Annotated in this window: 9 protein-coding genes; 8 read left to right on the top strand and 1 reads right to left on the bottom strand. The window is 69.8% G+C overall.

The window, feature by feature from the left end:
• Positions 1–282: 282 nt before the first annotated feature.
• On the top strand, positions 283–3,471 hold the full coding sequence (locus AC0665_RS17050) for an FG-GAP-like repeat-containing protein (protein WP_478705262.1): 3,189 nt from the start codon (positions 283–285) through the stop codon (positions 3,469–3,471).
• On the top strand, positions 3,444–4,019 hold the full coding sequence (locus AC0665_RS17045; protein ID WP_478705486.1) for a DUF6193 family natural product biosynthesis protein: 576 nt from the start codon (positions 3,444–3,446) through the stop codon (positions 4,017–4,019). The genes AC0665_RS17050 and AC0665_RS17045 overlap by 28 nt, the downstream gene beginning before the upstream one ends.
• Before the next feature lie 273 nt (positions 4,020–4,292).
• On the opposite strand, the gene AC0665_RS17040 is transcribed toward AC0665_RS17045, so the two are convergent.
• Entirely contained in the window at positions 4,293–5,915 is a 1,623-nt protein-coding gene (locus AC0665_RS17040) for a PucR family transcriptional regulator (RefSeq protein WP_478705261.1), read from the bottom strand.
• A gap of 281 nt (positions 5,916–6,196) precedes the next feature.
• Here AC0665_RS17040 and solA point away from each other — a divergent pair, with 281 nt between their 5' ends.
• From solA to AC0665_RS17010, 6 genes are all read left to right on the top strand, one after another.
• A complete protein-coding gene (gene solA, locus AC0665_RS17035; protein ID WP_478610159.1) occupies positions 6,197–7,333 on the top strand; it encodes an N-methyl-L-tryptophan oxidase in 1,137 nt (378 codons plus the stop codon).
• Between the two features lie 119 nt (positions 7,334–7,452).
• Positions 7,453–8,133, top strand: coding sequence for a haloacid dehalogenase type II (locus AC0665_RS17030; RefSeq protein WP_478610160.1), 681 nt, complete (start codon positions 7,453–7,455; stop codon positions 8,131–8,133).
• Between the two features lie 264 nt (positions 8,134–8,397).
• Positions 8,398–9,354: an ABC transporter substrate-binding protein gene (locus tag AC0665_RS17025; RefSeq protein ID WP_468406067.1), complete on the top strand. Its 957-nt coding sequence runs from the start codon at positions 8,398–8,400 to the stop codon at positions 9,352–9,354.
• Position 9,355: 1 nt separating this feature from the next.
• Positions 9,356–10,315 (top strand): amino acid ABC transporter permease, encoded by a 960-nt coding sequence (locus AC0665_RS17020; protein ID WP_468406069.1) that lies wholly within the window; start codon positions 9,356–9,358, stop codon positions 10,313–10,315.
• Positions 10,312–11,079, top strand: coding sequence for an amino acid ABC transporter ATP-binding protein (locus AC0665_RS17015; RefSeq protein ID WP_468406071.1), 768 nt, complete (start codon positions 10,312–10,314; stop codon positions 11,077–11,079). The genes AC0665_RS17020 and AC0665_RS17015 overlap by 4 nt, the downstream gene beginning before the upstream one ends.
• A gap of 216 nt (positions 11,080–11,295) precedes the next feature.
• Complete coding sequence (locus AC0665_RS17010) at positions 11,296–12,576, top strand: NAD(P)/FAD-dependent oxidoreductase (protein ID WP_478705260.1); 1,281 nt, start codon at positions 11,296–11,298, stop codon at positions 12,574–12,576.
• Positions 12,577–12,720: the final 144 nt, after the last annotated feature.

Genomic DNA, 12,720 nt, shown 5'->3' with positions numbered 1-12,720 from the left:
CCCGATGCAATCCTGTCATGAACGTGTCCTGCACCACGTGGGACGAGCCGGTGCAGCGCCGTCCGGTCATGGACATGCTGTTAGGCTTCGCCCACTCGCGTGGGGGGCGCGGCCGGGGGGTCGGGGGACATGCCAGGGCGTTGCCGTCGTCCCGCCATGCCTTCTTCTTGCCTTCCAGGAGGAACGGTGGCCCGACTCGGCCGACACAGTCACAGACCGGCGCTTGGTTCGCGTCAGCCTGACCGGGGGGCGGCGCGTACGGCGGCCGTCCTGGTGACGGCGATGACGCTCAGCCTCCCGCTGGCGGCCCTGCCGTACTCGGCGGCAGCCGCGCCACAACCGACGCCGGCGGCCGGTGAGTTCGTGCTGCCCGCCGCGCCACGCGCCGTTCCCCGGGCCACGCAGATCCTCAATGCGGGGACCAGCGGATTCCTTTGGGCCCAGGAGGGCGACGACCGGCTCCTGTGGACCGAGTACGCCACCGGCACCACGACCGCGCTGGAGCAGCGGCTGGACGTCCCGGTGCGGTACGACATCGACAGCGGTTACTTCCGTGAGGCCGCGTCCTTCCAGCCGGGCTACTACGGGGACGGTTCCGACACGGTCGCCCTCTACTCCGAGGAGGACGCGCGGGTCACGCTGCTCCGGGGCGCGGGAACCTCGGGCGGCACCGCCTTGGTGCCAGTGCCGGAGGGCCAGACCTACCGCGGCACCTTCGGCGACACCGTTCTCACCAGCACCAGCGGCATCGGCGGCACCCCGAACGCCTACCAGCTGGCGCGCGTGCGAGACGGGGGCGACGTCGTACGGACCCCCGTGCAGGGTCTGCCTGACGGGGCGTCCGACGTGGTGGTCGAGGACGGCGACGCGCGGTCCGTCATCGTCCGCTACGACCTCGCCGACGGTGAGGGGACCCAGCGGTACTGGGGCCTCATCGAGCTCTCCCTCGGCGTGTTCGGCCATCTGCCCGACCGGGTCGAGGGCGGGGACGACTGGGAGGTGACCGGCTTCCGGCTTGGCACCCACTCGATCCTGCGGCTGCGCGCCGGGCGCGGCAAGGCGGACCTGTACGACCGGGACAAGACGTCCACCCTGCCCCGTACCTTCGACACGAGCTCCCTGACCTACCAGGCCGCGTACGGGATCGTCGGCGACAAGCTCCTCGGCCTCGAACCGGTGGCGCCCGGCGACAACAAGTACCGGGGCCAGCCGCTGTGGGCCCTCTCCTCCCGTGCCACGGACACCGACATGACCAAGGTCATGGACCCGGCCGCGCACGGACTCGTCCAGGCACCGGACGGCTCGGTCCTGGTGGCGGGCGCCGCGCAGAACGTCGAGCAGGGTGATCTCGACTGGGGCGTGTACCAGGTCTACCGGGCCGGCGACGGAACGGTCATGCGCAAGCGTCTGACCGCCGTGCAGCCGATGCAGGCCCAGGTCCACGGCCTCTCGCTCGGCAGCGGCATCCTCACCACGGCCGGCAACAGCACGCTGTACGAACCGGGCACCATCATCGGCGCCTACCGCAGCACCTGGTTCACGACGAGCGGCACCCCGAGCGTCACCAGGGCGACCGTGGACGGCCTGGTCGGCGGGCGGGAAGGCGACTGCGACGCCGGTGCCGGCCACTGCCTGCCGATGTTCGCCGACGGCACCGGCCGCCACGGCCGCCGCAACGCCACCGAATCCGGTCTGACCATGCTGCGCGCCAACGGCGCCAAGGACTGGGGCCCGACCCTCGACACAGGCGACTCCACACCGCAGCTCAAGGGCCTCTCCGGGCGGTACGCGGTCGTCGACGGCGCCTCCTCCGGCACGCAGTACATCGGGGAGTTCGCCGACGGTGCCGCCGGCAAGGTGCTGCAGAAGCGGGACCGGGTCGCCGCCGCGGTCTGGGGCGACACGCTGTGGAGCGGCGCGGCCACGGGAGGGAAGGTCACGGCCACCAAACTCCCGTCAGGTACGGCTGTGGAGTCCTTTACCACCCGCAACGGCTGCACGCCCTCCGACCTCCAGGCCGTCGGCCGCTGGGTGTACTGGACCTGTGTGGACTACTGGGGCGACGTGCAGGGCTCGGGCGTCTACGACCGTACGGCCAAGCGGACCGCCACCGCCCCGGCGGGCCGGGTCCTCCTCGGCGACGGTTACCTCGTCGAGCGCGTCGGCGGCTCCCAGTCGGGCAGCGGGCTGAAACTCATCGACCTGCACAACGGACTTCCGTCGAGCGGCGATCACACGGAACTGCCCAGCCGCAAGCTGGCCGACTGGACCGACATCGGCCAGGACCAGCTCAGGGCCGGCCTGAACTGGACGGTGGACCGTTTCGGCGGCGGCGTCGCCTATGCCGACCGCGAGCAGCGCGTCCACCTCGTACCGGCCGGCGTTCCCACGTCCGCGCTGGCGGCCATCGACTCCACGGTCACGTCAGGGGCGGCGAGCTGGTCCGGCAGCTGGTGGCTGTCGAAGCCCGCCGCCGACTGGAAGGTGACCGTCCGCAACAAGGCGTCCGGTGCCACGGTACGGACCCTGTCCGGCTCCGAGGCCCGCGGTCTGCTGAAGGCCGCCTGGGACGGCAAGGACGCCACGGGCCGCCTGGTCACCAACGGCACCTATACCTGGACGCTCACCGCCCAGCCCGCCGACGGTCAGGGCGCCGCCCTCAGCCTCTCCGGCAGCGTCGCGGTGACGGCCGGGGCCGCGGCGCCCCGCGACCACGCCGGCAAGGACGGCGTCGGCGACGTCCTCACCCTCAACGCCGCGGGCGCCCTCACCATCCAGCGCGGCACCGGGTCGGGCACGCTGTCCGGCAAGGTCTCCGGTGCCGGCTGGCCCACCACCTCCAGGTTCGTGCCGTTCGGCGACCTCAGCGGCGACCGCTGCAACGACGTCCTGGTCCGGCCGAGCAGCGGTGCCCTGCGCGCCTACCGCCCGGCGTGCGGAGCTGCGGTGACGCCCTCGACGCCGTACACCACCCTCTCCGCCTCCGGCTGGACCCAGTACGACGTGCTGACCACGCCCGGAGACGTCAGCGGTGACGGCCGCCCCGACCTGATCGCCCGCAACGCCTCGACCGGCACGGTCTACCTGTACAAGGGCACCGCCACGGGCACGTTGTCGACGCGCGTGAAGCTGTACGACGACTGGAAGTCGTACAAGAAGGTCGTCGGGGCCGGTGACCTCGACGGCGACGGCATCGGCGACCTGCTCGCCCAGGACAAGTCGAACAACCTGTACCGGTACGCGGGCACCGGCAGCGGCACGTTCAAGGCGCGCGTGAAGGTGTTCTCGGACTGGGGCGCTTCCTACAACGCCGTCGTCGCGGTCGGCGACATCACCGGCGACGGCAGGACGGACCTCCTCTCCCGCGACACCGGTGGCAACCTGTACCGCAACAGCGGTGACGGCAAGGGGTCGTTCGGCGGCCGCACGAAGATCGCGACGGGCTGGCAGGGGTACGACGCCGTCATGTAGGGGACGATGTCGCTCTCCTGACTCCCGGCTCGGCCCGGACAGGACGGCCCGGGCCAGCCGGGAGTCACGCAGAGAGGCTGTGCCCGCAGCCTTGGTCACTGAGGTCGTGTTGGCGCATCCGACCTGGTGGCGCATGCAGAGCCGCCGCTTCGCCGGCCCTCTACCCCTGGGCAGGTATGTGGGAGCTGCGCTTCAGCAGGTGCACGGAAAGCCGCCACACCTGGGACATCCCCTACATCGGCACCCTGGGAGACGGCCGGTACTACGTCGAGGGGCCGAGCCGAACCAGCCCGCGGATCGCCGAGACGGACAGCGCGCAAGCCGCAGTGGGGCTGGTCGTGGATTCCATGGGAATGGTGCACCTTTCACGCGGCCTTTCCGAGGTCGCCGGAACCCAGACGAGTCGGTCTCTCGCCGGTCCTCAAGGAGTGGAAGTCGGAGTTCTTCGTACCGCCGGAGGGCGGCCCCTTCCGGGTACGGGTCCGCGAGGTGGAACTCCTCCCCAACAAGGAACCGCCGAGCGAACCCAGCGTGTGATGTCGAGGTAGAACGCCCGCACCGCCATCATCAGCAGGGCCCGGCCGGCCCGCTCGACCACTGTCTCCTCCACGCTGCCGTCCTGGCGTCTGCGCCGCTGGATCCGCGTGCGCCGGCGTTCCTTCCAGGTGGTGACCACCTCCGGTGGCAGATCCAGGGAGGCGATGCCGAGGTGGTGTCGTTCCAGATCGGACCGCCGCGTAACCCGGTCCCATGCCGACCCCACCCGGCCAGGAACCGCCACCAGCGCAGCAAGTCCACGGGCGCGGCGCCGCGCCGGCCCCTCACGCGCCGGACGGCGTGGCTTCCCGCCCGTCCAGGACCAGCACGGCGACGTGCAGGGACGTGCGCTGGAGGCCTGATTCCAGGTCGCAGCCGAGGAGCCGCTCGATGGTGTGCAGCCGCTGGTAGTACGCCTGACGCGACATGCCGGCCAGCTTCGCCGCGACCGACTTGTTCCCGGCCGCCGTCAGGTAGGCGCGCAGCGCGGGCAGCAGGTCGCCGCCGTTGCGGTCGTCGTGCTCGATGAGCCGGGTCAGCTGTCGTTCCGCGTAGCGCTGGAGGCGGGTGTCCTCGCGCAGGACGCTCAGGAGCTCCGGCAGCTCTACATCGGCCGGGACGTAGAACCACCGCTCCGCGGAGGCCGGGGTGATGGCCTCGGCCGTCTGCTCGGCCTCCTGCCAGGACCGGGCGATCCCGGACAGATCGGTCACGCCCGGACCGACGGCGACGACCGCCTCCCGGCCCAGTTCCTCACGGGCGAGCCGGCCGATCCGCTCGGCGACCGGCTGCCAGGCACTGGCCTGCGCGAGGGCGAGGAGCACACCGATCCGGCCCGGGGCCGTCTCGCCGACCAGGGCGCGGACGCCGGTCTGCGTGAGGGCCTTCGCGATCCGCTCGTCGAGCTGTTCACCCTCCCCGTCGCGACAGGCATGGCGGATGACGACGGCGAACAGCCGGTGCCCGAACGCCGGCAGCCCCAGCGCCTCGGCGCGGGCGCGGGCGTCCGCGGGGGAGCGGAAGCGCCGTTCGCACAGGTCCCGCAGCACGGAGCGGTGGGCCCGGCGTTCCCACCAGGCCGGCCCGGCCAGCCGTGCCAGGGTCAGCGCGACCGCCGCCCTCTCCAGGACGAGGACGTGCTCCGGGTCCGGCTCCGGGTCCAGCCGGCTGTCCAGCAGGATCAGCCGCCCCCACGGACCGTGATGGTCCTGCACCGGAGCGATCAGCCACCCCTCCGGACCGCTCGGCGTGATCTTCTCCAGGGTCGGCGCCGCCCGCGAGCGGCGGGACCAGGCCGAGACGACCGGCTCGTACGGCCGGCCGAGCAGCTCGCACATCAGGACCCGGTGGGTGAGGTCCTCCAGCACCACGGGTGCCCCGGTGAGCTCCGCCGTGGTGTGCACCAGCTCTTCCGGGCTCGCGCCCCGCAGCGTCAGAGCGGTGAAGATGTCCTGGACGTCCCTCCCGCGGCGCAGCAGCGCTCCCTGGGCGTCGAGGATGAGCGCGTGCACCGTCTGCGTGACGTCGATGAACCGGACGCCGCGGGCCAGCTCGATCAACGGCACCTCACGCGCACGGCAGGCCGCCACCAGCTCGTCGGGGACCTTCCGGTAGCGGTGGCCGAGCTCCACGATCAGACCGGCCGCCCCGACGTCGGCGAGCTGGTCGACGTAGTCCCGCAGCTGGGAGGCGTCCTCCGGATACGGCATGCCGGTCGTCAGCACCAGCTCACCGCCCTCCAGGAAGTCGGCCGGATTGAGCAGTTCGGTGACATGCACCCACCGCACCGCACGGCTCAGCTGTGACTCCCCGGCCAGCACTCGGGGCATCCCCTCGGTCAGCACGGGCAGGCGCAGAACCTCCTCGATGGAGGGGAAGTGCCCGTTTACGCGGTGTCTGGGCGGCATAGGGGGTGCTTTCTTCCGACGGGTCGGGAAGCACCCTCGCACCGGCCCCTCGTGGTGACAAGAGGGTCGAGGGCACTTTCCAAACCTTGGACGCCGGGCGTGACAGACCGTCTCGAGAAGGCGGCGACGTGGAACACGGTGTGGGTTGACCTGTGCGTTCTCCCGGGTCGAAAGTGAACGCCATCCCCAGCGGGACCTGAAGCGGAAGGATCCGCCCGGTGTCTCCACCGTGCTGGGGCGCAACTGCCACCCAGGCCACCCCCCGGCGAAAGGAGCGACTCATGCGCACCTCGAAGCGCGTCGCCGTGATCGGTGCCGGCAGCATGGGCAGCCAGGCCATGTGGCGACTGGCCGCCCGCGGAGCCGAGGTCATCGGCTACGACCGGTACGCGCCGGGTCACGACCGCGGCGCGGCCGGGGGCGAGACCCGCATCTTCCGCGCCGTGCACCTCGGCGACCCCGGGTACATCCCGCTGCTGCGGCTCGCGGACCGGATGTGGGACCTGCTCCAGCGCGAGTCCGGCTTCCCGCTGCGACGCCGCAGCGGATGCCTGGTGATGGGTGAGGCCGTGTCAGCGTCGATGCGTCTGCTCCTGTCCGAGAGCGCCGCCCACGGGCTGGACCACGACGTGCTGGACCGGGAGGAACTCGCGCGCCGCTACCCGCAACACCGCCTCCCGGACGGACACACCGCCGTTCTCGACCGCAGGGGCGCCATCATCCGGCCCGAGGCGTCGATCCAGGCCGCCGCCACCCGCGCGGAGCAACTGGGCGCCCGGCTGCGCCGCTACACCACGGTGCGGGAGATCGCGCCCGCGGCGGGCGGCGGCGTGCACATCGTCACCGACCAGGGCACGGACCATGTGGACACCGCTGTGGTGACCGCGGGCCCCTGGATCAACACCCTGCTCCCGGACCTGCCGCGGAGGGTCGACATCCGCCGGCTGATCAGCTCGTGGCACATCCCCACCCGCCACGACTGGTTCGCGGGCGGTGCCCCCGCCTTCGTCCGCAGCACACCCCACGACTGCTACGGACTCCCGTCGCCGGACGGCGTCTCCGTCAAGCTCGGCCTGTCCTTCGCGCGGTATCTGCCGGTGCCCGACCCGGAGCGGCTCGACCGTACGGTCCGCCCGGAGGAACTCGCCACCTTCCGCGAGCTCATCGCCGAACTGATGCCCGATCTGAACCCCGACCCCATCCGGCTGTCGGTCTACATGGAGGGCTACACCGACTCCGGAAACCCCCTCGTCGGTCACCTCCCCGGCGAGGACGACATCATCGTCATGGCCGGATTCTCCGGCAGCGGCTTCAAACTCTCGCCTGCCATGGGCGAGATCGCCGCCGACCTGGCCCTCGACGGAACGACCGGCCATCCCGTCGGCTTCCTCGCACCGGCCGGGGCCCAGACCGCCTGACCTTCCGTCGTCACGCCCTGCCCTTGGGCGAGTGCATCTCGAACATGCCGGAAAAGTACTGAAAAAGCGGAGTCTGCATTCCCTGCAGTCTTTGACAGCGCAGAAATCGGAGCTCTTCCATGCCTATTCCCTCGTTCCAGTTCCGCCCGAAGTACGTCTCGTTCGACTGTTACGGCACGTTGATCGAGTTCCCGATCACCCCCATCACCCGCGAGCTCGTCGGTGACCAGGTTCCCGCCGAGCAGTGGGACCAGTTCGTCCGCGAGTTCCGCGGCTACCGCTACGACCAGGTGCGCGGCGACTACTACGCCTACGAGGAAGTGCTCCAGGACTCCTTCGAGCGGGTCTGCCGCAAGTGGGGCCTCACGGCGGACCCGGACGCCGGCAAGCGGTTCGCCGACGGCGTCCGCAGCTGGGGCGCGCACCCCGACGTGCCCGAGCCGCTGAAGAAGATGGGCGAGCACTACAAGCTGGTGATCCTCTCCAACGCCGACGACACGTTCCTGACGGAGAGCGTGCCCCGGCTCGGCGCGGACTTCCACGCGGTGTTGACGGCGGAACAGGCCGGCTTCTACAAGCCCCGGTACGCGGCGTTCGAGTACATGCTCGACCAGCTCGACGCGTCCCCCGAGGACTTCGTGCACGTCTCCTCGCACACCCGCTACGACCTGATGCCGATGCACGACATGGGCTTCCGCAACCTCGTCCTCCTGGACCGCGGCTACGACCCGGTGACCCACGGCTACGACTACGTGACCGTCAAGTCCCTGGACGAGCTCAACCAGATGCTGGGCATCTGAGGCCCGACGCACACCCGCTCACGCAGCACCGTCTTCCCGACAGGCGCCCGGTCTCGCGTGACCGCCCATGAGCCCTGCGCGTTTCCGGGCGCCAACCGACGACGTCCCCCTGCCGTCCGATCCACACGTCGTCCCCGCATCACGGATTCCCCGTATCCCCTGTATTCCCCGTATCCCCCGCGTTCCCCAGGAGGCACCGCCATGGAAAGCAACCGGACAGGCCGCAGAACCGTACTCCGCACCGCAGGCGCAGTGGCCGCTGCCATGCACGTCAACAGGCACTTGGGCATCCCGATCGTCACGACCGCCCTGGCCCTCGCGCTCACCGCGTGCGGGGCGAGCGGCACCGCGCAGAACGCAGGGTCGAAGAGCACGACGCAGGGCGGGGGTTCCGGTTCGTCGGCCGAGCACACCGACGACATCTCGGTGGGTGTGAAGCCGGATGCGAAGGCGGTGAAGCTGCTGCCCGCGGCGGTGAAGTCCAAGGGCACGCTCTCGGTGGCCATGGACCTGGCCTACCCGCCCACCTCGTTCCTGGCGTCGGACAACAAGACCCCGATCGGGTTCAACCCGGACATGTCCCGGCTGATCGCCGCCAAGCTCGGCCTGAAGCTGCAGATCAACAACGTCAAGTTCGACACCATCATCACCGGCCTGCAGGCCAACCGGTACGACTTCACCGTCTCCACCATGGGCGCCACGAAGGACCGGCTGAAGGTGCTGGACATGGTCGACTACGTGAACTCCGGGACCGGGGTGTCCGTTCCTTACGGCAATCCGCAGAAGCTGACCACCCACACGCTGTGCGGGCACCGCGTGGCTGTCGCCTCCGGCACGACCGCGGAGCTGCAGTGGCTGCCCCAGCTGTCCAAGCAGGACTGTACGAGCAAGGGCAAGCCGGCGATCAAGGCGGTGACCCTGCCCAGCGTGAACGACGCCCTCACCCAGCTGGTCTCCAAGCGGATCGACGCGGTGATGAACGACTTCATCGCGCTCGAGTGGGCGGCCACGCAGCAGCCCAAGACGTTCGACGTCCTCAAGCCCCTGGTATCCACCAAGCCCACGACGATCGCCCTGAAGAAGGACTCGTCGCTGACCCCCGCGGTCAAGGCCGCCATCCAGTCGATCATCGACGACCCCAAGTACGCCGAGGCGCTGGGCCGCTGGGGTTTCAAGGACCTCGGGGTCAAGACCGCGGCCATGGCCGTCCCGCAGGACTGACATGTCCACGGATCTGATCGGTACGAAGACCAGGAGCCGACCGGTGTCACAACTGCTGGCCGAAGAAAAGAAGCGGATCACACCGAAACGTCCGCGCGACTATGTCGCCTGGGCCGTCGCGATCGCGATCGTCGCCGCTCTGGTGTGGACCGTGGTGACGAACGAGAACTATCGCTGGCCGGTGGTGTTCAGCTACTTCACCACCGAGACCATCCTCAACGGCCTGCTGATCACGCTGCTCCTCACCGTGGCGAGCATGGCCCTGGGCACGCTGCTGGGGCTGGTGCTGGCCGTGATGCGCATGTCGCACCAGCGACCCGTCTCCGGGCTGGCCCAGCTCTACATCGCCTTCTTCCGCGGCACCCCGGTGCTGGTGCAGCTGATCTTCTGGTTCAACATCGCCGCGCTGTACCCGAACATCTCCATCGGCATCCCGTTCACCGACATCTCCACGCCGGTCAACGTGAACGCGATCATGACGCCGATGACCGCGGCCGTGGTGGGGCTGACGCTGAACCAGGCCGCCTACATGTCCGAGATCATCCGTGGCGGGTTCGCCTCGGTCAGTCGCGGACAGCACGAGGCCGCGGAGTCGCTGGGCATGTCGGGGTTCACCAAGCTCCGCCATGTGATCATCCCGCAGACCATGCCGGCGGTCATCCCCGCGACGGGCAACCAGGTGATCGGCATGCTCAAGGAGACCTCGCTGGTGAGCGTGCTCGGCGTCGCCGACCTGCTGAACAGCGCACAGTCGATCTACGCCCGCAACTACCAGACGATTCCGCTGCTGATCGTGGCCAGCCTCTGGTATCTGATCATGACGCTGGTGCTGAGCGTGCCGCAGTCCATGATCGAGCGCCGTTTCTCCCGCTCGACCAGGACGCGGCTGACCCCGGCCGCCACCTCGGCCGAGCCGGGGGCGGGCCAGCCCGTTCCCACCACGAGGGAGTCCCTGCTGTGAACGCCGACGGAACGATCGTCGCACGCAAGCTGTGCAAGAGCTTCGGACGTCACCAGGTCCTGCGTGACATCGACCTGACCGTCGCGGCCGGGGAGATCTCCTGCATCATCGGGCCCAGCGGATCCGGCAAATCGACACTGCTGCGCTGTATCAACGGCCTGGAGACCGTCGACCGCGGAGTCCTGAAGGTCAACGGCGAGGACTTCGGCTACGTCGAGAAGGACAACGCCTACCACGCCGTCCGCCCCAAGCGGCTCGCCGAACAGCGCGCCCGCATCGGCATGGTCTTCCAGCAGTTCAACCTGTTCCCCAACATGACCGCCGAGAGCAACGTCATGTCCGGACCGGTACTGGTGCACAAGAAGGACCGCACAGCCAGCCGGGAGAAGGCGCGAGAGCTGCTGGCCAGGGTCGGCCTGGAGGGGTGCGGCCACAAGTACCCCGCCCAGCTCTCCGGCGGCCAGCAGCAACGCGTGGCCATCGCCCGCGCCCTCGCGATGGAACCCACCATCATGCTGTTCGACGAACCCACCAGCGCACTGGACCCCGAACGCGTGGGCGAAGTACTCGCCGTCATGCGCGACCTCGCCGGCAACGGCATGACCATGCTGCTCGTCACCCACGAAATGGGCTTCGCCCGCGAGGTCGCCGACGAGGTGCTCTTCATGGACGGCGGCATCGCCGTCGAACGCGGCGACGCCCGAGAAGTCCTGGGCAACCCGCGCGAGAAGCGAACCCAGGCGTTCCTCGAAAGGGTCTTGTAGAAGCGGCTGGAACACGCGGTAGCGGCCCCGGCAGCACGTCCGGACAAGACGCCGGCCCAGTGCGGCTGACGTGACCGTCCGCACCCTGCCCCGGTCCCGGCCTTCACGCCCTCCAGTTCGACGTCGATCCGACCGTCACAGCGCTGACAGCGCCGTCGGCCGGGCCCTTGATGGCGCCCGGCCGCCCCACTCGAAACTCCCCGCTAAGGACCCGACATGAAGACGATTCCCTACTGGATAGAAACCGCTGGGGCGTTTCCCGACCGGTCCGGCAAGCCGCTGACCGAGGACACCGACCTGGTGGTCGTCGGCGCCGGCCTGACGGGTCTGTCCACCGCCCTGCACTCCGCCCGCAAGGGTGCCCGCGTCACCCTGGTCGAGAAGGGCCAGATCGGCTCCGGCGCCTCCGCCCGCAACGGCGGCATGGCCAACCTGGGCTTCACCATCGGCGTGCAGCAGGCCATCCGCCGGTACGGACTCGAACGGGCCCGCGAGATCTACAACTCCTACGGCGAGGCCGTGGACACCGTCGAGCGGCTCGTGAACGAGGAGTCCATCGACTGCCAGTTCCGTCGCGTCGGACGCCTGGGCGTCGCATCCCGCCCCGCCCACTTCGAGAGCAAGAAGGCCCAGCAGCGCGCCTTGGCCAAGTACTTCGGGCACGAGACCACTCTGATCGGCAAGGCCGAGCTGCGTTCCGAGATCGGTTCCGACGCCTACCACGGCGGCCTGCTCGACCCGTTCAGCGCCGCACTGCATGTGGGCCGCTTCGTGCGCGGTATGGCCGAGGCGTGCGAGCGCACCGGTGTGGAGATCCACGAGCGCAACGCGGCCATCAGGGTGCGGCGTACCGCCGCCGGCCGGTTCGAGGTCAGCACCGAGCGCGGTGTCATCCGTGCCGGGCAGGTCATGATGGCCACCGACGCCTACACCGACAAGAACTTCCCGTGGCTGCGCCGCCAGCAGGTCTGCGTGGGCAGTTTCATCATCGTCACCGAGCCGCTCGGCGAGGAACTCGCCCGGGACATCATCCCCAAGGGCCGCCTCATCGTCGACTCCAACAAGGTCTGCCACTACTTCCGGCTCACCCCGGACAACCGGCTGCTGTTCGGCGGCCGAGCCCGCTTCGCCCCGTCCGACCCCACCTCGGACAAGAAGAGCGGGGCCGTGCTGTTCCGTGAGATGTGCGAAATCTTCCCCCAGCTCTCCAGGACGAAGATCGAGTACGTGTGGGGCGGCTCCGTCGGCTTCGCCATGGACCGCATCGTGCACGCCGGGCAGACCGAGGACGGCGTCTACTACTCCATGGGCTACGCGGGCCACGGCGTGCAGATGGCCACACACATGGGCCAGGTCATGGCCGAGGTGATGGACGGCCACCCCGAGGTCAGCCCCGTGCGCGACATCGCCCCGCCCCGCATCCCCCTCTACAACGGCACCGCCTGGTTCCTGCCCTTCGCCGGCGCCTACTACAAGACGCTGGACCGCATCCGCTGACCGGTCGGCAGAACCCCTACCCGCCCAAGGAGATACCCAGATGACTGTCGTCCGTGATGTTCCCAAGCAGCTGTTCATCGGTGGTGGCTGGCAGGACGCGGAGTCCGGCCGGACCCTGCCGGTCGACAACCCGGCCACCGGCGA

It is taken from the genome of Streptomyces sp. NPDC043685 (genome assembly GCF_056436585.1).
The sequence above is the reverse complement of the archived record's forward strand: the minus strand, read 5'-3'. Positions and strand labels throughout refer to the sequence as shown.